At 63.5% G+C, this 21,307-nt stretch carries 24 protein-coding genes; 21 read left to right on the forward strand and 3 right to left on the reverse strand.

The window, feature by feature from the left end; genetic code table 11:
* Positions 1-57: 57 nt before the first annotated feature.
* Complete coding sequence (locus tag WJU17_RS18675) at positions 58-297, forward strand: DUF1127 domain-containing protein (protein WP_346328903.1); 240 nt, start codon at positions 58-60, stop codon at positions 295-297.
* Here WJU17_RS18675 and WJU17_RS18680 read toward each other — a convergent pair.
* Positions 294-818: a hypothetical protein gene (locus tag WJU17_RS18680; RefSeq protein ID WP_346328904.1), complete on the reverse strand. Its 525-nt coding sequence runs from the start codon at positions 816-818 to the stop codon at positions 294-296. The genes WJU17_RS18675 and WJU17_RS18680 overlap by 4 nt on opposite strands.
* A 206-nt stretch (positions 819-1,024) precedes the next feature.
* Between WJU17_RS18680 and WJU17_RS18685 the strand changes: the two genes are divergently transcribed.
* On the forward strand, positions 1,025-2,257 hold the full coding sequence (locus tag WJU17_RS18685; RefSeq protein WP_346328905.1) for an acetyl-CoA C-acetyltransferase: 1,233 nt from the start codon (positions 1,025-1,027) through the stop codon (positions 2,255-2,257).
* A 91-nt stretch (positions 2,258-2,348) separates the two neighbouring features.
* Here WJU17_RS18685 and WJU17_RS18690 read toward each other — a convergent pair whose 3' ends face one another.
* A complete protein-coding gene (locus WJU17_RS18690) occupies positions 2,349-3,398 on the reverse strand; it encodes an alkene reductase (RefSeq protein WP_346328906.1) in 1,050 nt (349 codons plus the stop codon).
* A gap of 270 nt (positions 3,399-3,668) precedes the next feature.
* Here WJU17_RS18690 and WJU17_RS18695 point away from each other — a divergent pair, with 270 nt between their 5' ends.
* The 5 genes from WJU17_RS18695 (at position 3,669) to WJU17_RS18715 (ending at position 7,613) form a co-directional block, all read left to right on the forward strand.
* Entirely contained in the window at positions 3,669-4,460 is a 792-nt protein-coding gene (locus WJU17_RS18695; protein WP_346328907.1) for a transglutaminase family protein, read from the forward strand.
* A gap of 243 nt (positions 4,461-4,703) precedes the next feature.
* Positions 4,704-5,036 (forward strand): tail fiber assembly protein, encoded by a 333-nt coding sequence (locus WJU17_RS18700; protein WP_346328908.1) that lies wholly within the window; start codon positions 4,704-4,706, stop codon positions 5,034-5,036.
* 4 nt (positions 5,037-5,040) lie between these two features.
* Positions 5,041-6,729, forward strand: a complete 1,689-nt coding sequence (locus WJU17_RS18705) for a hypothetical protein (protein ID WP_346328909.1) — start codon at positions 5,041-5,043, stop codon at positions 6,727-6,729.
* Positions 6,730-6,744: 15 nt separating this feature from the next.
* Positions 6,745-7,179 (forward strand): hypothetical protein, encoded by a 435-nt coding sequence (locus tag WJU17_RS18710; protein WP_346328910.1) that lies wholly within the window; start codon positions 6,745-6,747, stop codon positions 7,177-7,179.
* A gap of 35 nt (positions 7,180-7,214) precedes the next feature.
* Positions 7,215-7,613: a hypothetical protein gene (locus tag WJU17_RS18715; RefSeq protein WP_346328911.1), complete on the forward strand. Its 399-nt coding sequence runs from the start codon at positions 7,215-7,217 to the stop codon at positions 7,611-7,613.
* A 37-nt stretch (positions 7,614-7,650) separates the two neighbouring features.
* On the opposite strand, the gene WJU17_RS18720 is transcribed toward WJU17_RS18715, so the two are convergent.
* Positions 7,651-8,049: a hypothetical protein gene (locus tag WJU17_RS18720; protein ID WP_346328912.1), complete on the reverse strand. Its 399-nt coding sequence runs from the start codon at positions 8,047-8,049 to the stop codon at positions 7,651-7,653.
* Positions 8,050-8,479: 430 nt separating this feature from the next.
* Between WJU17_RS18720 and WJU17_RS18725 the strand changes: the two genes are divergently transcribed.
* The 14 genes from WJU17_RS18725 to WJU17_RS18790 all read left to right on the forward strand — a co-directional run bounded on the left by WJU17_RS18725 (position 8,480) and on the right by WJU17_RS18790 (position 21,306).
* Positions 8,480-8,863, forward strand: coding sequence for a hypothetical protein (locus WJU17_RS18725; RefSeq protein WP_346328913.1), 384 nt, complete (start codon positions 8,480-8,482; stop codon positions 8,861-8,863).
* A gap of 145 nt (positions 8,864-9,008) precedes the next feature.
* Positions 9,009-10,427 (forward strand): terminase family protein, encoded by a 1,419-nt coding sequence (locus tag WJU17_RS18730; RefSeq protein WP_346328914.1) that lies wholly within the window; start codon positions 9,009-9,011, stop codon positions 10,425-10,427.
* Positions 10,428-10,656: 229 nt separating this feature from the next.
* Complete coding sequence (locus WJU17_RS18735; protein ID WP_346328915.1) at positions 10,657-11,157, forward strand: hypothetical protein; 501 nt, start codon at positions 10,657-10,659, stop codon at positions 11,155-11,157.
* 128 nt (positions 11,158-11,285) lie between these two features.
* Positions 11,286-11,795 carry a hypothetical protein gene (locus WJU17_RS18740; RefSeq protein WP_346328916.1) on the forward strand — a complete coding sequence of 170 codons (510 nt, stop codon included), beginning with the start codon at positions 11,286-11,288 and terminating at the stop codon, positions 11,793-11,795.
* Positions 11,796-12,038: 243 nt separating this feature from the next.
* Entirely contained in the window at positions 12,039-12,830 is a 792-nt protein-coding gene (locus WJU17_RS18745) for a hypothetical protein (protein ID WP_346328917.1), read from the forward strand.
* Between the two features lie 87 nt (positions 12,831-12,917).
* On the forward strand, positions 12,918-13,535 hold the full coding sequence (locus WJU17_RS18750; RefSeq protein WP_346328918.1) for a hypothetical protein: 618 nt from the start codon (positions 12,918-12,920) through the stop codon (positions 13,533-13,535).
* A 66-nt stretch (positions 13,536-13,601) separates the two neighbouring features.
* Entirely contained in the window at positions 13,602-14,225 is a 624-nt protein-coding gene (locus tag WJU17_RS18755; RefSeq protein ID WP_346328919.1) for a hypothetical protein, read from the forward strand.
* Positions 14,226-14,263: 38 nt separating this feature from the next.
* Positions 14,264-14,911: a class I SAM-dependent methyltransferase gene (locus tag WJU17_RS18760; protein WP_346328920.1), complete on the forward strand. Its 648-nt coding sequence runs from the start codon at positions 14,264-14,266 to the stop codon at positions 14,909-14,911.
* Between the two features lie 91 nt (positions 14,912-15,002).
* Positions 15,003-15,686, forward strand: a complete 684-nt coding sequence (locus tag WJU17_RS18765; RefSeq protein WP_346328921.1) for a hypothetical protein — start codon at positions 15,003-15,005, stop codon at positions 15,684-15,686.
* Between the two features lie 241 nt (positions 15,687-15,927).
* A complete protein-coding gene (locus WJU17_RS18770) occupies positions 15,928-16,821 on the forward strand; it encodes a hypothetical protein (RefSeq protein WP_346328922.1) in 894 nt (297 codons plus the stop codon).
* A 50-nt stretch (positions 16,822-16,871) separates the two neighbouring features.
* Entirely contained in the window at positions 16,872-18,959 is a 2,088-nt protein-coding gene (locus WJU17_RS18775) for a hypothetical protein (protein ID WP_346328923.1), read from the forward strand.
* A gap of 511 nt (positions 18,960-19,470) precedes the next feature.
* Positions 19,471-19,896, forward strand: a complete 426-nt coding sequence (locus WJU17_RS18780; protein ID WP_346328924.1) for a hypothetical protein — start codon at positions 19,471-19,473, stop codon at positions 19,894-19,896.
* A gap of 136 nt (positions 19,897-20,032) precedes the next feature.
* The gene (locus WJU17_RS18785; protein ID WP_346328925.1) at positions 20,033-20,995 is read left to right on the forward strand and encodes a hypothetical protein; all 963 of its coding nucleotides are present in this window, start codon (positions 20,033-20,035) and stop codon (positions 20,993-20,995) included.
* Complete coding sequence (locus WJU17_RS18790; RefSeq protein WP_346328926.1) at positions 20,992-21,306, forward strand: hypothetical protein; 315 nt, start codon at positions 20,992-20,994, stop codon at positions 21,304-21,306. The genes WJU17_RS18785 and WJU17_RS18790 overlap by 4 nt, the downstream gene beginning before the upstream one ends.
* Position 21,307 lies beyond the last annotated feature (1 nt).

Consider the following 21,307-nt stretch of genomic DNA (forward strand, 5'->3'; position numbering starts at 1 on the left):
AATTATGTCTAGGAAACCCTGACAATGTGGCCAGACCTTGCTTTCTTCGGGAATTGTATGCTTACAATCGATCAGTCGGTGTCCGCTTCCGCTCCTAACTGGCGCGGTTGGTTCATCATGGGGTTTTCGCTGGCGTGGCGCGACCTGAGCGCACTGGCCGCGCGGATTGAAGTGGCATGGGAGCGCCAGAGCGAAAGGCGGCGCCTTGGCGCGCTGGATGACCGGGCGTTGAAGGACATGGGGTTCAGTCGCGCGGATGCCTGGCGCGAGGCGTCCAAGCCGGCATGGCGGGATTAGGCCGCCGGTCCGGCGGTAGGGGGAAGTCGTGATCCGTCCAGTGTGAAGCGAAGGAATTCGACCATGAATTCCTCGTCCTCCTCGGCCATTTTCCGCGCCAGTTTCAGCCAGCCGAAGGCGAAGAGAGCCATGAAAGCGGGCACGATGGCGGCCGGCCACAGGGGCCGGCCAGCCTGTTCATCGAGTCCGAAGAGGTCGAAGGCGACAACGAAGCCGATACCCACACCGATCAGGACAAAGGTGAACCAGACGATCAGAAAGCCGACCGCGAGTGGATGCATGCCGAAGCGGCAAGCGAGCCGCGTGCCACCCGAGTCGGTGGAGAAGGTGCCGAAGAGATAGGTCTGGAACGAGTTCCGGTAGGCGATCCGGCGGCGCAGTCGGACGCCTGCTTCGGTAATGGTTCCAATCAGCGGATTGCCGTCCCGGAAGCGGCGGCGCAGATCCGTCACGGCACGCAGGCGTCTGACGCACTCGTCAATGCCGTAGGGTGACTGGATATGGACAGTTTCAGATGCCACTGGTCGTTCCTCTCCACCTGTGTCGAGGTCGCCGACGGTAAGCCTCGGTAAAGCATAGAGTTCCGGGCCATGCTTTGGCCAGAGGAAGTCGTGACCCGCCTTCTGCGTCCTTGCCACGTTCCCGCGCGGTAAATTCCACTGGCGAAGGGGCAATCTCCATGCTCTAACATCGGCCATCCAAGAGTCAGACAAACGGGAGCAGTTTCTTGAGCGAAGCATGGATCATCGATACCGCGCGCACCCCGCGCGGCATTGGCAAGGTCGGCAAGGGAGCCCTGGCCGACGTTCACCCGCAGCGCCTGCTGTCCACGGTCCTCAAGGCCCTGGAACAGCGCAACAACCTGAACACCGATGAAGTGGACGACGTGATCGCCGGCTGCGGCTCGCAGGTCGGCAAGCAGGGCGCGTGCATCGCCCGTATGTCGGCGCTGGACGCGGGCTGGAGCAATCTGGCGACCGGCTTCTCGCTCGACCGCTTCTGCGGCTCGGCCCTGACGGCCGTGCAGCTGGGCGCCATGGGCATCATGTCCGGCATGCAGCATCTGGTGGTCTCGGGCGGCGTCGAGTCGATGTCCTATGCCTCGACCCAGCGGGGCGGCCTGCCGACCATGGACCGCGACAATCTGCACCTGCGTGCGATGCATCCGCAGCCGCACCAGGGCGTGTGCGCCGACCTGATCGCGACGCTGGAAGGCATCACCCGCGAAGACACCGAGAAGCTGGCGGTCGAATCCCAGCGGCGCGCCGACATCGCCATCAAGAACGGCTATTTCGACAACAGTGTCGTGCCGGTCTATCACGAGGATGGCACCGTGGCGCTGGACCGGGAAGAATTCCCACGGCCGCAGACCACGCTGGAAGGCCTGGCGCAGCTGAAGCCGGCGTTCACCGAGCTGTATCAGTATCCGCTGAACGAGGAAGGGCTGACCTACCGAAAGCTGGTCGAGCAGGCCTATCCGGACGTGAAGATCGACTTCATCCACCATGCGGGCAACTCGTCGGGCGTCGTCGACGGCGCCAGCGGCGTGGTTCTGGCTTCGCCGGAATATGCCAAGGCGCATGGCCTGAAGCCGCGGGCGCGCATCGTCACGGTCGCGACCTCGGGCGACTCGCCCGAGCTGATGCTGAACGCGCCGGTGCCGGCCGCGAAGAAGGCCCTGAAGCAGGCGGGCATGACGCTCAACGACATCGATCTGTTCGAAGTGAACGAGGCGTTCGCGGTGGTGCCGCTGAAGTTCATGCGCGACCTGAACGTGGACCCGGAAAAGGTCAACGTGAATGGCGGCGCGATGGCGCTGGGCCATCCGATCGGCGCGACCGGCGCGATGTTGCTGGGCACGCTGCTCGACGAACTGGAGCGCCGTAACCTGGCGACCGGCCTGGTGACAATGTGCACGGGCGGCGGCATGGCGCCCTGCACGATCATCGAGCGCATGTAGGATCATTGAGCCCGCCTCGGCGCTTTGGTGGCGCTGAGGCGGGCAGAAGACCTAAAACCCCGTCCTGCCGTTGCAGGGCGGGGTTTTTTCTTTAGAGCGACGGGTAGTCGGTGTAACCGGCGGCACCGCCCGAATAGTAGGTCTTGAAGTCGGGTTCGTTGAGCGGGGCGTTCTCGGCGAACCGGCGCGGCAGGTCGGGGTTGCAGATGAACAGCTGACCAAAGGCAATGGCGTCGGCTTCGCCGGCAGCCAGCGCCTGCTGCGCCGTTTCCAGGGTGAAGCGTTCGTTGGCGATGTAGACGCCGCCGAACTGCTGCTTCAGTTGCGGGCCGATCCTGTTCTCGCCGACATATTCGCGGGCGCAGAGATAGGCGAGGCCGCGCTTGCCCAGTTCGGTCGCCACATAGCCGAAGGTCGCGGCGGGATCGGCATCGCCCATGGAGTGGGCATCGCCGCGCGGGGCGAGGTGCATGCCGACGCGGTCGGCGCCCCAGACGGACGCGCAGGCGTCGGCCACTTCCAGCATCAGGCGGGCGCGGTTCTCGATGGAGCCGCCGTAACCATCATCGCGCTGGTTGGAGGCGGTCTGCAGGAACTGGTCGACCAGATAGCCATTGGCGCCGTGGATCTCGACGCCGTCGAACCCGGCGCGCTGCGCGTTCTCGGCGCCGCGGCGGAAAGCCTCGATGATGCCGGCGATTTCGGCGGTCTCGAGCGCACGCGGGGTCGGGAACTCGACTTTGGGCCGGACGTGGCTGACGTGGCCTTCGGCCGCGATGGCGCTCGCGCTGACCGGTGGCAGGCCGTCGAGAAACATGGGATGGGAGATGCGGCCCACATGCCAGAGCTGGAGGGCGATATGGCCGCCGGCCTTGTGGACGGCGTCGGTAATGCGCTTCCAGCCTTCGACCTGATCATCGGACCAGATGCCGGGCGTGTCGGCGTAACCGACGCCCATGGGTTCGACGGAGGTGGCTTCGGTGAGGATGAGGCCGGCGGAGGCGCGCTGGACGTAATAGTCGCGCATCAGATCGTTCGGAACGCGGCCTTCACTGGCCCGGCTGCGGGTCAGCGGCGCCATGATGATGCGGTTGGGCAGGTGGAGCGGGCCGATCTGGATGGGGTCGAAAAGTGTTGGCATGGATGAGGCCTTCGAAAGGATGGCGGTGAGGGGAATACCCCAGCGTTGCCGCCAAGGTAATGGCTCGGCGGACGATGGCAAGAGGCTGGTCGTGCTATGCCGTGGTGATTGCCGCACCCGCGCCGTGCATAAATTGTCGGTCTGAATGGGCGGAGAGGCTGATGGCTGTTCGGAGCGTGCGCCACTTCTGGATGGGGCAAAGAAAATTCTTGTCGGAACTTCGCGGAGCCGAAACGGTTCATGAGGTTCCCCGTCCCGCAAAGGTGTCCCATGAAGCTGAATGTGCGTGCCGAGCTTGTCTATGCGTTCCAGTCCGCCACCCAGGTGATGATCTCCATCGAACCGGCACGCTCGCTGGATCAGACCGTGCTGTCGGAACGCTTCAGCATCGCGGATACGCAGGGTCTGGTTCGCGACTTCGACGAGATCACCGGCCAGCGGCAGGTCCGGGCCTGCCTGGAGGGCGAACAGACCATCGTCTACGAGGCGGTGGTGGATAATGGTCTTCGCGCGTCGCTGCCATCGGACGCGCAGGAGCATGTGTGGAACGATCTTCCGTCTGAGTGCTTGCCCTTCCTTCTGCCAAGCCGGTTCTGCCCTTCGGACAAGTTCATGCGGTTCGCCCAGCGGGAATTCGCGGATCTGGGCAGCGGCGGCGCCAAGGTGAACGCGGTGCTGGACTGGATCCATACCCATGTGGACTACGTGGCCGGGGTGAGCACGGCGGAGACGACCGCGGAGCGCACCTTCGTCGACCGGGCCGGCGTGTGCCGGGATTTCACCCATCTGGGGATCACGCTTTGCCGGGCGCTGAACATTCCCGCGCGGGCGGTGAGCGCGTATGCGTGGCGGCTCAATCCGCCGGACTTTCACGCGATCTTCGAGGTTTACCTGAACAATACGTGGTGGCTGGTCGACCCGACCCGGCTGGCGCCGGTTGAAGGTCTCGTCCGGATCGCGAGCGGGCGGGACGCGGCGGACATCGCGTTCATGACCACGTCCACGGCCTGCGAATGCCGCCAGGTGTCGGTCTCGGCCGAGGCGGCGGAGGACCAGTCGTAGGGTTTCCGCTTGAGGCGGTGACATAGGCGGTCCCATGCTGCGTAAATCACCGTGGCGACAGCCGGGTGATTTCAGTCAAATATTTGATTTCGCTGGAAAAATTTATTTCTGTTGAAGCGGTTTCACTACCGCCCCGATGTTACGTAAATCAGGCTGGGAAATCCGGGCGCTGAACGCCGACGCGGCATTTCCCTCCTGATTGATGGCCTGAGGCCTTTTCCTTTTTCATGCATGAGGTGACCGATGGCTTCTATCGGTGAGGTGCTGCTGCGCAAGTGGCCGGGCGCGTCGTGGTCCGTGGCGGGCGACCAGTATTCCGGGTTGACGTGGCTGTCGCCCGGCGATGCGCCGTCCGAGGCGGAAATCCGTGCCTGGTCGGACGCGGTGGATCTGGAGATGGCCTGGGAGCAGGTGCGCGCGACGCGCAACCGCTTGCTGGCCGCGAGCGACTGGACGCAGCTGGCGGATGCGCCGGTCTCAAGCCTGGCCTGGGCGGTGTACCGGCAGGCGCTGCGCGATGTGCCGCAGACCCATGAAGATCCCGCCGAGGTGATCTGGCCCGAGCAGCCGGAGTAGGCCGGTGACGGCGCGGCAGATCTACAAGGCGTCGTCGGCGGGCGAGAGCACCTCGACCGTCGCGCTGGGGCTGGACGGCACACTGGCGACCAAGGTCGCGCTGGAGTGGACGAGCGACGCGGAAGGGTCTTGGATCGTCCTCGCGACCGCCGAGCTCAAGGGTTCCTCGTCGGCGGAAATCGCGCTGGCCTGTATCGGTATCGATCAGGGTGAGGGCGTCGAGCCCGGAATCATCATGGGCGGGATCGCGCCGACCGACACCACCAACTGGTATTCGGTATTTGGCGCGGCCGTGGTCTCGTCGGATGGGCCGGGCGAGACGCTTGAGGTCGCGATCATGTTTGGGCGGCTGGGGCTGGAGTCCGCGACCACGACGATCCGCAATGCGCGGCTGGTGGCGATCCGGATGGCGGACGAGACCACCACCGGGATCGAGAATTTCCTGGGCGATGATTTCCGGGACTTCGACGGCCAGACCAATTCGACCAGCTATGTGGGGATCGGCGATCCGCCGCTGGAGATTTCCACCTATGACACGGACGACGAGGATGTGGAGTTTCTGATCATCGCCCTGGGCACGATCGGCAACACCGGGGCCACTTATCGAAGCGGTATTCGTGGCATCATCGACGGGACGGAAACCTTTGGCGAACTCTATGGCGTGCTGGCGGGCAACGAGGAGTCGATCCCGGTCGCCCTGATGACTCGGACGATTCTGGCCGCCAACGCCAACCATACGATCGACATCGAGCTGAAGACCCAGAACGCCGCAGGCGAGGCGCGCGCGTATGGTGTTATCGTGGCGCTGCGGCTCGACCGGTTCGGCGACTTTGCCTACACGGAAGACACCAGCGAACAGGGCGGGGCAATCGGCACGGCGTACACGACGGTCGAGTCCTTGACCCATTCCATGCTGGCGGGGGATTACCTCGGCCTGATGTCGGCGTCTAACCGCAACATGTGGAACAGCCACGATCTGTTCCTGGAGGGGCGGGCAGGCGGGACGGCGCTGGCAACGACGCAGGTGGAAGGGCGGGACAACACCTCGCCCTATTCCCGCAACGCCAATTTCTTCCTGTGGTTCGGCGATGGCCAGGCGGCCGGATCGAAGAGCTTCGACCTCCGGCACAAGCACGAGCACGCGAGCGGCACCGGCTATACCAAGGATGCCAAGATCGCCCTGCTGGGGCTGGACGTGGCCAGCATGGTGGAGATCGGCGCGCCGGCGGCCGTGCTGCTGCTCGCGGCTCATGCGCCCATGGCGGCGGCGGACGCTCTCGTTACCGCCGGGGTGCTCGCGCTCGCGGTAACGGGCAATTCGCCGCACGTGCTGGCCGATGTGGCGCTGGGGGTACCGGCAGGCTTTCTGACATTGACGGGCTGGACGCCGGGGCTGGGCGCGCCGGCCACGCTGGTGACGGCACCAGCCGCAGCCCTGAGCGTGACGGCGCATGTGCCGTTGCCGAGGGTGGACCGGTACATACCGGTCGCGTCGGGGACGCTGCACCTGTCGGCTTCACCGCCCGCCGTCTGGGTGGCGGCGCTGGTCGCGGCGCCGGTTGCCGGACTGCGCCTGACCGGGCATGCGCCGGCGCGCGCCGGGCCGCTGTGGCGGCCCGCATCCCCGAACATGACCGCCTGGACCCCGAGGGCCAGCGCGGATGGACACTGGACGCCCGTGGCGGGCGCATGAGGAAAGGACGCGACCATGGCTGTGACCATCAGCATCTATGACAGCTTCAAGGAATATCTGGGCGACGGGACCATCGACCTGGACGGGCACACCTTCAAGGTGATGCTGCTGGGCAACGCGGCGTCGTTCGATGCCGGGCATTCGGTGCTGGCCAGCGTGTCGGGCAACCAGATCGCGTCCGGCTCGGGCTATGCGGCGGGCGGCGCGGCGCTGACCGGGGTGAGCTGGGGCCAGACGGGCGGTACCGCCACCTTCGACGCGGACGATGTGACCTGGACGGCGAGCGGCGGGGCGATCACCGCCTACAAGGCGGCGATCTATGACGACACGCCGACCAGTCCGGCGGACCCGCTGGTGGCCTTCATCGATTTCGGCGGCGTCCAGACCGCCAATGACGGCGCGCAATTCAAGCTGATCTGGAACGCGGCCGGCATCTTCACCCTGTCGTGAGCGCGGCGGGCGACGCGGCCCGGCGGCGGCGCTGCATGCGGGTGCTGGGGAAGGTGGGCATGGAGGTGGTGTGCCAGCACATGGCGGCGGGCAAGTCGCTGGGCGCCATCGCCGCCCTGTTGAACATCGAGACCGACGCGCTGCTGACCTTCGTCAAGCAGCCGGAGAACGCGGCCCGCTATGAGGCCGCGCGGGCCGAGCGCGCGGTGGCGCTGGTGGAACAGGCGCTGGACATCGTCGACGCGGCGGATGCGGGCGACGTGCGCATCGTCAAGCTGCGGGTGGACACGCGCAAATGGCTGGCGGCGTATCTGGACCCTGGCCGGTATGGCGATGGCCGTTCCGTGACTGCGAGTGTGGGCGTGGACGCGGCGCATCTGGATTTGCTGCGGAGGATGGCGGGGGGTGAGGAGGAGCGCGAGGAGGATTTGTGATCGGAGATGGCGAAAGCCGATTCTGACCGAGATCAACTCAGAGGGCGTCAATCTCATCCCTCAGGCTGATATTCAACCTTGATAGGAATTGTGCGAAGTCAGTTTTCCACTGCACAAACTCGGCGGCTTCCAATGAGAGAGATGGGTTTGGCGACAAGGAACCAATTGGGCCCTCGACAATAACCCGCCCCGTCTCCATGCAGCAATCTGGGTCCAATACCAGAACTTCACCTTTCACTTGCGCAAATACGTTTACTACTATCGCATCTCTGTCGAGGGATTTCCGTAATTCCGCGTTGCCTGAAAGAATTATAGCCTCATTTGAGAACGCGTCGAGTCTGGTGATCAAATCTGTGTGCTGGGCAGCTAGATTGTCCGAGAAGGCGACTAGCAATGGTTCTATCGCGCTCCATAAGAGCTTGCCTTCAGTAGTCATGATCGACTGGCTTCCTGGCGTTTCCGACAAAGTGTCCTCCAAATTGTTTCTCAAAGATTATAGAAGTGTATGTTGGTTGAGCTACGGGGATCCCGTCTCGTATCCCGATAGAATACCCTGGATGGTTGCGCCGCAATAGATGCAACGTCCGGCAGGATGGTAGGAATCAATGATACTTGCATCCAAGCCTTTTGGCTCGATAATGCGTTGTCCAGTTTGCGGTATGGCGCGAATTTGAGCCATGGTGTGCTTCTAAAAATATCCTATCTCAGTGGAGATGCACGTGTCTCGTCTAAGGGGCTTGGATAAAGGCTTGTAGATTGTGTAAGGTTTTATCTTGTCGATTGTCTCGGGCTGATTGAGCGAGCTCGTTCGCCCCTTGTACAGAAATTAATTTTTTGATGTTTTTTATAGTTCAGCGAGTGTGAGCGTGACCCAACCAATCTCCATCGAATTCAACACCGAAATTCCCGATGATGTCGTCTGGGATGAGGATGGCGAGGAAGTCGTTCATCCGGGCGGCAAGGCGGTGGCGGACGTGCTCGTTGCCCTGCTTGAGGAGGAGGGCTTGTCCGTTTCCGAACTGGACGAGGATCTGGAGCACGAGTCCTGGACCATGGAGCTGGAGTGGCGGGGCGCGGGGTTCCGGCTGCAGGTTCTCCACATCGACACCTGCTATGTTTTCGTCCATGGCGGGCCGTGGCTCCTGACGCGGTGGCTGTCGCGCACGGCGCCGAGGCAGGCCGAGCTGGCGGCGTATGTGGCCGGGCTGCTGCAGACGGATTCGCGGTTCAGCAACATCCGCGTGGCATAGAACCCGGAGACACGCCTCCGGCTCGCGCCTGCCAGAGCAGGCAGGCGCCGACCCTTTTTCCTGATCGTTCGTCCTGAACGCACCGGCACGGCCGGTGCGGCGGCGATCACGTGGCCGCGCGCCGCATCATCCCATCGAGGCCTGCATGACCGATCATCCCGATATCGGCGCGACGCTGCGCGCGTGGCTGGCGCGGTACCGGGGCGATCCGTGCGCGTTCGTGCGGGACATGCTGGGGGTGACGGCCGATCCGTGGCAGGCGGCGCTGATGCGCGCGGTGGCGGGCGGCGAGCGGCGGGTTTCGGTGCGGTCGGGGCATGGGGTGGGCAAGTCCAGCGTCGCGTCGTGGCTGGCGCTTTGGCACATCCTGACGCGCTATCCGCAGAAGACCATCATCACGGCGCCGACCGGCAGCCAGCTGTACGACGCGCTGTTCGCCGAGCTGAAACGCTGGGCGCGCGAGCTGCCGCCCATGCTGGGGCCGCTGTTGGACATCAAGAGCGACCGGATCGAGCTGGCGGCGGCGCCGGCGGAGAGCTTCATTTCGGCACGCACCAGCCGGGCGGAAACGCCGGAGGCGCTGCAGGGAATCCATGCCGAGCACGTGCTGCTGATCGCCGACGAGGCCTCGGGCATTCCGGAGGCGGTGTTCGAGGCGGCGGCGGGGTCCATGTCGGGCCATTCGGCCTGCACCCTGCTGCTGGGCAATCCGACGCGGGGCAGCGGTTTTTTCTTCGACACGCACCACCGGCTGAAGGCGGGATGGTGGACGCTGAAGGTGTCATGCGCCGACTGTCCGCGCGTGTCGCCGGCCTTCGTCGACGACATGGCGGCGCGCTATGGGATCGATTCCAACGCCTTCCGGGTGCGGGTGCTGGGCGAGTTTCCCCGGCGCGACGACGACACGGTCATCCCGCTGGAGTTGGTGGAGGCGGCCATGCACCGCGACGTGAGCGCGTCGGTGTCGGCGCCGGTGATCTGGGGGCTGGACGTGGCGCGGTTCGGCGCCGACGCGAGCGCGCTGGCCATTCGACGGGGCAATGTGGTGCGGGAAATCCGCACCTGGCGCGGGCTGGACCTGATGCAGACCTGCGGCGTGGTGAAGCACGAATATGACGGCCTGGCGCGCGAGGACCGGCCAACGGAAATCCTGGTGGACAGCATCGGCCTGGGCGCGGGCGTGTGCGACCGGCTGCGCGAGCTGGGCCTGCCGGCGCGGGGCATCAACGTGGCGGAGAGCCCGTCGCTGGGCGCGACCTACACCAATCTGCGCGCCGAGCTGTGGTTCAGGCTGAAGGGCTGGCTGGAGGCGCGGGACTGCCGCATTCCCAAGGACGAAGCGCTGTTCGCCGAACTGGTGGCGCCGCGCTATGGCTTCACGTCGTCGGGCAGGATGAAGGTGGAGGCCAAGGAGGATCTGAAGCGCCGCGGCCTGCCATCGCCCGACCGGGCGGACGCGCTGTGCCTGACGCTGGCGACGGACGCCGCCACGGCGCTGTATGGCGCGGGACCGGGGCGCGAATGGAACACGCCGCTGCGGCGGCATATCAAGGGGCTGGTGTGATGAATGGCATCAGGATGCGTTTGGCCAGCGCGTCCCAGAGGGCCGTTACAGTGAAGAAAAATGGCGATTGACGGCAGCGGTGGGACCGCGCCATCGTCGGACCATTGTCTGGAGACTCTTTTTCGACGGGGGCCGCATGCGCTTGATGTTCAGCACTTGTGCCGGCGTGTTGTCGGCGTTTTTGTTCGCTGCTGTCGCAATGCTTCCCCAATCCTCCGCCGCGCGGCCGATGCGTTCGCTGGAAGGCGGTGAAGTACTGGCGAGCGACACGGTCACGACGGGCGGCCGGGTGATCACGGCGGAAGTCCGTAGCGGCCATCGGTTCGACAAGCGCTGTTACTCGGATGATGCGCTCGTCCTTGTCGTGACGGGATTGTCGGCCGCGCCCATATCGAAAGACTACTGTTCGGCCTATGGGATCGGCTGGGTCAAACTTTATGTCGATGCGAAGGGAACGCCTTACCTGTTCCACGGGGTGTTCGTGGGACGCGGGACCAGCGTCAGGACGGAGCATGCCGACGTTTACAGGCTGAAGACCCGCCTCGATGAGCTGGGTTACGTGTTCATCGAGGGGTTCGCCACGCAGTACGAGACCTATCGCTATACGTACGAGGTCAGCACGCCGCCGGAAGGCGGGTTGATCGTGGACACAACGCTGATTCCGCCGGAGAATCCGGAAGGCTGCTGCGAGGATCTGGCCCGTCATCAGCGGTTCCGGTTCGATCCCTAGGGATGGCGGCGCCCAGAAACGCTGCGATCATCTGCCGGTTTACCAAAGGTTCCGGTTCGGGCCCTAGGATTAGGGCCGTGGACCCGTGTCATCACAAGAGGCGATCTTTCGGCCCGGAGCCCGAGTTCGTGCTGTCCGGGCTGCATCTGGCAACCATCACAATCGTGTTTCTGGTCATAATGACGCTTGCCGTTAGATCGCCCGCCAAGGCGAGCGGGCTGGAGCCGATCATCCCGGAACTGAATTTTGCGCCGGTGAGTGTCGAAGCGAGCGTAGGGGACCATGCATTCAGCGCAGTGTTCAGGGGCGCATTGGGGCGCAGTTACGAAATTGTCCCCCGCGCGGTCGTCAGCTGCACGCCGCTGAAGGTCATGGCCGCACTCTTGACGGTTGGCGGCCATCCGGCGCCGGTCAAAGGTTACTGCTCGCCGCTGAACTGGGCGTGGGCGCAATTCCACGTCGATGCAAGGGGATCGTCCTCGTTCATCGGTACCTGGACTTTTACCGGGCCATTTGCCGCGACGGCATCACCGGAAGACGCATTGATCGTCTATCTGGAGACGCGTGCGCTCTGGCCGGATGATCGCCCGGGCGAAGATATGCCGCTCTACCGGGAATTGCGCTTCGGGCCTCGGTGAGGTTGTCATCTCTACCAGGTATGCGCCACCGTCAGAGGAAGCTGATGGTGGATCGCAAGGCCGTTGAGTGACCCGAGGATAAGGACCACCCCAAAGGATATGCCGAGATCTGATCAGATCAGGATGCCGCCGGGCGCGGATGGAACACGACGCTAGGGCTCGGATGGCTGGCGTGAGGCGCGGCCATATTCACTCCACGCGTTCGCTCTGGAGCACAGACTTAGATCATAGAGGAGCATTGAAGTGCCGAAGTCCAACAAAGTTTACGACATGAGGACCGTGGGCCTGAAGCCTATTGACCTGAACTCGATGACGCCGGCGGAGGCAGGGCCGGTAATCGAGGCGCTGATGGGCGCTGCGCTCAACCCGCTGGACAAGGATGGGCGGCCGCTCCCTGATCTGGAGGAGCTGGTTGCGGACCCGGGCGCGCGCCTGCCCTACAGACAGACGACACCCATGCTGCCGGATGGCTCGGTGATGTGGGAGCATTGGCCAAGGACCGGTGACCCAGTCGAGACTATTTACGCATATGACGAGGAGCCTGGCGGAAGTACGGCAGTTCCGGGACGGCCCGGGCTTAACAAGTTCGGTTACCAGCCAGCGCCTGGAGATGTGGAAGGTGTGGCCCGGGCGCTGTATGCCGAGGCTGGAGGTCAGCAGCGCGCTTGGCCAGCACTGGGCTGGTCGATAATTAACCGCGTCAATCCTGGCGCCAAGCAACGGAGTACGCTGCAGGCTGTGCTGAAGGAGCCGAGGCAGTTCGACAGGCATGGTACCGGAAGGTGGTTGCATAATCCGGCAACGATGGCGCCGGCTGACCTAGCAGCGTGGAAGGCGGCACAGGAGATGGCGCGGGGGGTTCTGTCAGGTGACGTCCCCGATCCGACGCGCGGGGGTACCTATTTCTACTCCGGAGACCCAGGCGCGCCGCCGCATGGCGCAGAAGGCTTTTTCGGTAGGAGCGTACAGTCAGGCCGACTAGCGCCTGTCCTGTCCGTTGACGGCTTCACCTTCCTGAAAGACATGTATCCATAATGTTTCCGAATGGTGCGCTTTCCGACTCTGGGATAATTTAGCCGACGATGTCTATCCGGTTTGATTGTTAATGCCATGAGCGCCGTCATGTCCGTTTGTTTGCGTCTGTTCTTCCTGATCGTGCTGAGTGGATTGGTGGCCAGCGGCGGCTCGCGGGCGGAACCCGCCGCCGGGTGGCATGGTCCGGATCTCAGGAAGGAGCTTCCCTTCGTCACCGAGATGGTGGCGGGCGGAAACGTGCTGAAGGCCGAACTCGTCGCCGAGCCCTGGCACACGGAGGCGCCCAGGCAGCGGCAGTGCATGGGCGGGGACGGCGTGACGCTGACGGTCTCGCGCGATGGCGCGCCCGTGGGCACCGACGCCTATTGCTCGGCCTATGGCTCGGGCTGGGCCGAGTTCCAGATCGACGCGCGCGGCACGCCGTACCTGTTCGTCGCGTATCAGGAGGGGCGGGGCACGCGGGCGACGGCCACCTACATGCGCGTCTACACATTGCAGCCGGCATTCACGCGGCTGACCCAGTTCGATATCCGGGTGCCAATGACCGAGTTAGGCGATGTCGCCTATGAATACCGGGTATCCGCGCCGCCAGAAGGAGGCCTGATCGTGGATCGCAAGGCCGCCGAGTGGCCGGAGGACGAAATCTGCTGCGACGAGGAAGGCATGGTGCGTTCAGACCAGATCGTGATTCCGCCGGCGCGTTGAGCGATACCGTTCATGCTTCCTCGTCGCGGGACATATTTTGCGCGCACCTGGCAATGGAGCTGTTCGATGCCGCGATCCCTCTTCCCGACTTTGGGTCTTCTCTGGGCCATGGTGTCTTCCGCGTCACCCGCCTTCGGCCAAACTCAGGACGATTTCGAGAGGCCGTCCTGGGCGGCCGGTTTGCCGATCGAGGCGCAAGTACGCATTGGCGGTCATGTGTTCAAGGCCGTCGTTGCCGAGAAGGCGGTGCCGGATGCCGGGCCGGCGAGAGCCGCTTACGCCGAGGAATGCTGGCTCGGCGACATGATCGTCCTTTCCGTGTTCCGGGACGGCAGGGCGTGGCACCAGGAAGAGATCTGTTCGGCCTATGCCCTGTCCTGGATGCGATTCTACGATGATGGCCAAGGCAGCGGCTATCTGTTCCTCGGTTACGCGGAGGGCCGTGGGACGCATGCGACGGCCAGCTGGATGCGGGTATATGCCCTTGGGCAGACTGCAGCGCCGGAAGCGGATGTCCTGCTCGCTATGCCCATGACGCCGCTGGGCAGCGTGATCTATGGGTATCGGGCGACGCCCACTCCCGCTGGCGGTTTGCTGGTGGACCTCAAGGCCATCGAATGGCCAGAGGACGAGCCTTGCTGCGAGGACATGGCGAAGTCGCATCAGATCACGATACCGCCGGCGCATTGAGCGATACCGCCGGCCGGACCGGCGAAACGGAGACTTCCATGACCAGACGACACAGACCGGCGGGGCGCAAGGCCCCGGCGCCGGGGCATTATTTCGAGCGCATCCAGGGGTGGTTCAATTTCCGGCGGGTGTACGAGGAGATGGTGGCGCGGGCGGCGCCCGGGGCGGTCTTCGTCGAGGTGGGATGCTGGAAAGGGCGCTCGGCGGCCTTTCTGGGTGTGGAGATCCTGCGCTCGGGCACGCCGATCGCGCTGCACTGCGTGGATCATTTCGAGGGCTCGGACGAAAGCGTCCACCGCGCCGACCCGGCGCTGCCGGACCTGCGCGCGGTGTTCGAGGCCAACATGGCGCTCTGCGTGGCGGCCGGGCTTGACCTGACCGTGCATGCGGCGCGCTCGGCCGAGGCGGCGGCGCGGTTCGCGGATGGCTCGGTCGACTTCGTCTGGCTCGACGCGGGGCATGATCATGCTTCGGTGGCGGCGGACATCTCGGCCTGGTTGCCCAAGGTGAAGCCGGGCGGCGTGCTGGGCGGCGACGACTGGCCGATGGACGGCGTCGCCCGGGCGGTCCGCGAGGCGCTGGGCGCGGGTATCACCCTGCGCGGCGAGAATGGCTGGACCACATGGATGAAGGAACTCCCACCATCGCAGGTGGAGTCTTTGGCTTTTCTCAAGGGCACGGAGTAATGTGGGGAGATCGCCCGGCCCTGAAGGGCGCATGATCACGGGCGATGAATGAAGTGCCACCACCTTTGGGTGCGTATCCTGCCGGATCGATATGATGCGACTTATTATTTCAGCGGCGGTTTTTTCATTGATGACGCTCGCCAGTCCGTGCGGGTTGCCTGCCGCCGCCTTGGCCGATTCCGCCACACAGTTTCAGCCGGTGGAATGGAGCGGCCCGGTGCCGTTTGTCCTTGAGGATCATGAAGGTCCCGATCAGATAAGGATCATGGTGGAAGCAGGTGAAACGGGGGCTCTCGATCATCCCAGTTTCCATGGGGAAGGCTGTCAGGACGACGAAATGATGGTCCTGAACGTCTGGCGTGATGGTAAGCCGGTTCATTCCGATCTCTTCTGCTCGTCCTACCGCCTTGTGATGGTCCGCCTGTACAGGGACGTCAAGGGAACGGCATTTCTTGCTCTCGGCACTTTGTCCGGTCATGGACCGGGGGGCACGACAAGGCTTGTTGCCCTGTTCGAAATCGGCGACGCACTGGAGCCTCAGGGCGCCTTTTACGCCGGCCGGACAGTGGGGGAGGATTTGTACCTTTCATATGAGTACAGGGTGACACGGCCAACAGGGGGCGGTCTGATCGTCGACACTCGGGCGATGAACACGCGCGAGGGTGTTCAATCACCGGGTATTCCCGGCGATGCGTGCTGTACGGAAGATTTGGCGGCCGCGGAACGCTTCCTGCTTGGCGCGGCGCGGGATGGCGCCAATATTCCAAAGCCTTAGACAGGGCCTGATGTCCTGGGTGCAATTAAAGCGATTCACTGAGGCGAGGCCATGGATGTTCCAAGTCTTTGTCAGCAGAAGCGACTCACACGAGATAGTTAAGGCGTTTCCGATGCAAACCACCTTATGACCCTCCATGACGCAAAACCCGCACTCCCGCCGAGAAAACCTAAAATATACTTTTCCGAACCAGACTGAGGTCGAACATCGGATGCGGGCGCGTGGCGGTGACCCTGCCGCCATGGCGGCTTCCCTGGAGGGGAAGCTCAAGGCCACGTCGGATCCGGACGAGCGCTACTCGTTGAGGCGCGAGTTGCGGGAGCAGTATCATGTCCTCGGCGCCGCAGGCGCCGAGGAGGAGTTGCTCCTGGAGGCGGTCAGGCTCGAGCCTGACAACCCTCTCGAGTGGATGAGCTTGGCCAGTTTCTACTGGCTCTGGACGTCTGAATTTCCCAAGGCAATACGGGCAGGGAAGAAAGCGGCGCTGGTCGCCCAGCAACAGGACCTGATGGTCATAAATTCGTACATCCAGCTCGCGCACATTGCGCGCGACGCCAAGGACTATGCCACGTTGTCCACATGCCTCGAGGCCATCATGGACTACGAGTACCCCGTCAATGCGCAGGATTGCCGATACGAGCGGAATTTTCTCCGGGATGTTCCGGCCGGCGCCATTGATCCTGATCTGCGGGCCCGATATGGCACGTTCATGAGACGGTCCGGGCATTTGAGGGATTACCGGCCGCACGAGGCGATCATGCGGTTTCGGCCGGTCGCCATGCTCGTCGGCATGGGCCAGGGCAAGGACCTCGACGCGGAGTTGCTCGCGAGGGCCGACGCGGCACGGCATCTGGTGCGCGACATGGACGGCGTACCGGAAAAAATCGTCGGCAGCGACGACGTGGAGGGCGCCATCCTCGATCTGGGGAAGGTTATCGGCGAGCAGCTCGAGCGGATCAGGAGCATCATCAGGGGGATTGAGGATGATCGCATTTCCCTTGGCATGGACGAGGCCGAGCGACTCGCCTTCGAACGCTTCAAGCCGGTGAAGGGCCGGTACTTCCGGCGGCACGGACGGGACGAGCTGACGCGGTACATCGCGTCCATGCGGTCCGGCGAATTCGACGACTGGTAGACCCGGCGCGGCGCGAAAGCGCGACTGACATCCTGACTTAAGGAAATCCTATGGACATCGTTGAGAACGACGTCCTCGACCTGGTCGAGGGCGAGGGCGATGCCGTGCGCGGCATGCCGGAGGAAGATCTGCAGGCGATCGTCGCCAGCGAGATCGATGACGCGGCGGACTATATCGACAACACCGTGTCGACCGAGCGGGCGTTCGCCACCGACTATTACTGGGGGCGGCCGTTCGGCAACGAGGAAGAGGGGCGCTCGCAGGTCGTGTCCTATGACGTGCGGGATACGGTCCAGGCGATCATGCCGTCGCTGATGCGGGTATTCTTCGCCGGCGACAACGTGGTGGAGTTCGTGCCGCAGGGGCCGGAGGACGAGGCGGCCGCGCGGCAGGCGACGGATTATGTCAATCACATCGTGCAGCGGGACAATCCGGGGTTCCGGGTGTTCCATGCCGCGTTCAAGGACGCGCTGATCCGCAAGGCGGGCATCATCAAGTATTGGTGGGAAGCGGCGCCGCAGGTGGAAACCTGGGAACTGAGCGGGCTTGATGACGGGGCGCTGGCCGTGGTGATGGCGGACCCGGAGGTTGCCGTGCAGGTGCTGGCCAGCGAGACGGCCGGCCAGAATGCGCCGGGCATGGCCGGGCCGGTGCTGCATTCGGTGCGCTGCACGCGGGTGCGCCGGAACGGCCGGGTGCGGGTGGAGGCGGTGCCGCCGGAGGAATTCCTGATCGACCGGCGGGCCAAGTCCATCGCCGACGCGACCTTCGTCGCGCACCGCAGCACGGTGCCGGCGGGCGACCTCGTGGCCATGGGCTATGACCCGGCGCTGGTGGAGGAATTCGCCGAGAGCGCCGACGTGCTCGACACCAATGTGGAGCGCCTGGCCCGCAACGAGGACGCGACCCTCAACCTGGGCGCGCGCGGCGACGAGGCCATGAAGCTGGTGCTGTACACCGAAGCCTATGTGCGCGTGGATTATGACGGCGACGGCATGCCGGAGCTGCGCCGCGTGTGCACCATGGGGCCGGGACACCGGATCGTGGCGAACCAGCCGGCGTCGTTCCGGCCGTTCGTCGATCTGTGTCCCGATCCCGAGCCGCACACCTTCTTCGGCATGTCGATCGCCGACGTGACCATGGACCTGCAGCGGATCAAGTCGTCGATCCTGCGCAACATGCTGGACAGCCTGGCCCAGTCGATCCATCCGCGCATGGCTGCGGTGGAGGGGCAGGTGAACATGGACGACTTGCTGAACACGGAAGTGGGCGGCGTGGTGCGCATGCGCCAGCCGGGTATGGTGCAGCCGCTGGAGACGCCGTTCGTGGGACAGCAGGCGTTTCCGGTGCTCGCCTACATGGACGAGATCCGCGAGAACCGGACGGGCATCACCAAGGCGGCGGCCGGGCTGGACGCGGACGCGCTGCAATCGACGACCAGGGCGGCGGTGGCGGCCACGATCACGGCGGCCCAGCAGCGCGTGGAACTGATCGCGCGGCTGTTCGCCGAGGGCGGCATCTCGGACCTGTTCCGCGGCATTCTGAAGCTGGTGACGGCGCACCAGGACCGCGAGCGGGTGGTGCGGCTGAAGAACCGGTGGGTGGCGGTCGACCCGCGGCCGTGGAATGCCGACATGGACGTGACGGTGAATGTGGGCATCGGCTCCGGGACGACCGAGGAGAAGCTGATGTTCCTGTCCGCCGTGGCGGCGCGGCAGGAAGGCATCATCCAGTCGATGGGGCCGGCGAACGCGCTGGCCGGCCTGCCGCAATACCGCAACACGCTGGCGCGAATGATGGAACTGGCCGGTTACCGCGACGCCAGTCAGTTCTTCGGCGATCCGGCCATGGCGCCGCCGGCCCCGCCGCCCGCGCCGCCGCCGCCTGACCCCAATGTGCTGCTGGCCCAGGCGCAGACCGAGCAGATCCGCGCCGACATCGCCAAGAAATCGGCCGAGCTGACCCTGGAGCGCGAAAAGATGCTGAGGGCCGATGACCGGGAGCGGGACAAGACGGAGGCGGACCTGCTGCTGCGCGCGGCGGAGCTGGAGGCGAAGTACGGGCGACCGGTGGATCTGGCGCAGATGCGGGCGCTGATGGAGCGGGCGCGGGGCGAGAAGCCGGATTGTGGATGCTAAGTATTTGAGGAGAGGCATATGGGATATTGGAGCGGTAAAGCGGCTGAATTTGAGCGGCTGCTGGGGGACGACTGGGAAGAGACGGGCACACATGGAAGACCCGTTACCATCCAACGAGGAAATGTTGCGTCACCACATCGCCGTGAGCCGGATCATGGGACGTATACATCCATGTATCGTGGGGCGCCCGTAGTTCCAGTCGCTATGGGGTTGCCGAAAGGCAAGCAGAAGCAAGGGGGCGGGATTCCGATTCCGGAGTGGCCACCGTATCCATTCCCGCCGGCACCGGATTCAGAGCGATGGAAACGAAACGAAGAAGCGGCGCGTACTCTCCAGCGGTGGTGGGAGTCATTATTTGAACGTACACCCACGCCGCCGCGCGACGCTGATTGTGGTGAGGAACGGAAGGCGTGTCGGACGCAGTGTTCAGATGCGCGTTATGACCCCGATAAACGTCATATCTGGGGTGGCTCATGGGATGCTTGTATGCAAGGATGTCTTTCGGAGAGGTGTGGGGGAAATCCTGTTTAATTTTAGTCAGATAATTGACTTGGTAGAGTCGCGACGGACCATTCGGGACTATTTGGGTGCTTACCAAATTGTAGCAGGCGAGATTGACCGCTTTGAGAATAGGTTAGAAATTCTATGTTTTGCTGGTGAACTTGCTTTGGAAGCTGGTCTCTTTAGCAAGGCGATTGAATTGCTCGACTTGCTTCTCCTTGAGGGCGAATCGGAAGGTGAAACTTGGTTTCGGGGAGGTGCCTTCGCAATGAGAGCTTTCGCTCTAATAGAATTGGGACAGATGGATAAAGCGATTTTAAGTATTAATGAACTCGATGACACGCTCACAATGTCATGGATTGCGAACGTGCCGATCTTGACGAAAAAATACCTTCTGGAGAGAGCCGGAGAGATAGGGCCGGAAGTTCGTTCATAGCTTTTGACCTTGCTGATAATGATTGTAAGTGTTTGATTTTTAATAGATATTTTGTCTAGATGATGGCCGGCATTATGCAATGTCGTAGTATCGTTCCGTGTATCGGCATGGAATTTCCGCTTCGCCGGGAGGCCGCTTGAATAACTTCGATTATCTCGCTCTGTTTGAGGAAGTCAGAAAACTCCGTCGGCGATCTATAGAGGCAGGGGAAAGTGGATCGAGTCCTGCGATCGATCTGCTGCTCAGAAGGCTGAGAGGCGCGGTGGAGCATGATGAGGTGGCGGCCATCCTGAACCTGCTCAGTTTCGAGTATGGCTATGAGTTCGACGATGTCGGGAAGGAATGGGCGATGCGCAAGCTCGTCCACCTGGAGCCGCGCCACTTCTATCCTCACACTGCTCTTGCCGAGTTTCTTTGGTTCAACCGTACCGACATGGGGGAGGCCATCGAACTGGGGCGACGCGGGGTTGAGCTTTCGGAAGAAGATGGAAGCTTTTCGATCCATGCACTCGACGTCCTGGCCCGGATCGCGCGCAAGGCCCGGGACTGGGCGTTGTTCGGGTGGTGCCTTACGCATTTGATGGAGGGGTTCGGCCGTCGGGGCGGGCCAGATATCGGCTACGAACGAGACTTCATGAAATGGCTGCCTCCATCGGCACCGGATAAGCCGCTCTACGCAGAGTTCAACGAGTTCGTTGGTAGAAGGCAGGCATTGCGTGGAGAGGAGCAGGTTCATCGTAGCCTGCGTGATTTGCAAAAACTCGAGTGGTCCGCGGCGTCGGATGAGGGGCACATCGTGGAGCAGCACGAGCTGTTGCTGCTCGAGCGTTGCCGGATGCTTTTGGGTGCCGAACTGCCTCCACCAGATGCCGAGAATTGGCGCGATGTTCTCCGTGAGCTTGTCGGTGAAAGCCGGCGGTACGTTTCTGTGGCCGGCCAAATCTTGGCCTCGTTCCAGAGAGATGTCGTGACCATGGGCAAACAGGAGGCCCGCGCCCGCGCGTATGAGGCGATTGGGGCTATCAAGGGCGAAGATCTTCGGCGGATGGCCAAGAAGGCCGTCGTGCTCCTCAACCGAACACGGGGGGAGCCGCATTGAATCTTGAATCGATCGGCACCGTCATCGCCGAGCGCACCTATCAGCTGGAAGGGGGCGGGGATGTCCTCGTGCGGGTGGGAATTCCGGTGTTGTTTCCCGAAGGCGGCGATCATTACTGCCCGTTCCAGATCGACGGCCTTAACGCGGACACCGTGATCTCGCGCGCCGGCGGTGTGGATGCCGTCCAGGCCCTGGTGCTGGCCTTCCAGAAAATCCGCATCGTTCTGGAGCACTCGGAAGTACCGGTTCTATGGCTTGGCAGGCATGATCGGACCTTTGGTCTGCCGCCATGGGAAAGCAGCGGGGCCTAGA

Source organism: Iodidimonas sp. SYSU 1G8 (assembly GCF_039655775.1).
Lineage (GTDB): Bacteria > Pseudomonadota > Alphaproteobacteria > SMXS01 > SMXS01 > RI-34.

Coding starts and splice junctions, on each gene's coding strand:
- WJU17_RS18695 (WP_346328907.1), top strand. CDS start 3,669: ATGAAGCTGAATGTGCGTGCCGAGCTTGTCTATGCGTTCCAGTCCGCC.
- WJU17_RS18710 (WP_346328910.1), top strand. CDS start 6,745: ATGGCTGTGACCATCAGCATCTATGACAGCTTCAAGGAATATCTGGGC.
- WJU17_RS18730 (WP_346328914.1), top strand. CDS start 9,009: ATGACCGATCATCCCGATATCGGCGCGACGCTGCGCGCGTGGCTGGCG.
- WJU17_RS18735 (WP_346328915.1), top strand. CDS start 10,657: ATGCGTTCGCTGGAAGGCGGTGAAGTACTGGCGAGCGACACGGTCACG.
- WJU17_RS18720 (WP_346328912.1), bottom strand. CDS start 8,049: ATGACTACTGAAGGCAAGCTCTTATGGAGCGCGATAGAACCATTGCTA.
- WJU17_RS18715 (WP_346328911.1), top strand. CDS start 7,215: ATGCGGGTGCTGGGGAAGGTGGGCATGGAGGTGGTGTGCCAGCACATG.
- WJU17_RS18775 (WP_346328923.1), top strand. CDS start 16,872: ATGGACATCGTTGAGAACGACGTCCTCGACCTGGTCGAGGGCGAGGGC.
- WJU17_RS18755 (WP_346328919.1), top strand. CDS start 13,602: ATGCCGCGATCCCTCTTCCCGACTTTGGGTCTTCTCTGGGCCATGGTG.
- WJU17_RS18770 (WP_346328922.1), top strand. CDS start 15,928: ATGGCGGCTTCCCTGGAGGGGAAGCTCAAGGCCACGTCGGATCCGGAC.
- WJU17_RS18690 (WP_346328906.1), bottom strand. CDS start 3,398: ATGCCAACACTTTTCGACCCCATCCAGATCGGCCCGCTCCACCTGCCC.
- WJU17_RS18700 (WP_346328908.1), top strand. CDS start 4,704: ATGGCTTCTATCGGTGAGGTGCTGCTGCGCAAGTGGCCGGGCGCGTCG.
- WJU17_RS18765 (WP_346328921.1), top strand. CDS start 15,003: ATGATGCGACTTATTATTTCAGCGGCGGTTTTTTCATTGATGACGCTC.
- WJU17_RS18750 (WP_346328918.1), top strand. CDS start 12,918: ATGTCCGTTTGTTTGCGTCTGTTCTTCCTGATCGTGCTGAGTGGATTG.
- WJU17_RS18675 (WP_346328903.1), top strand. CDS start 58: ATGCTTACAATCGATCAGTCGGTGTCCGCTTCCGCTCCTAACTGGCGC.
- WJU17_RS18760 (WP_346328920.1), top strand. CDS start 14,264: ATGACCAGACGACACAGACCGGCGGGGCGCAAGGCCCCGGCGCCGGGG.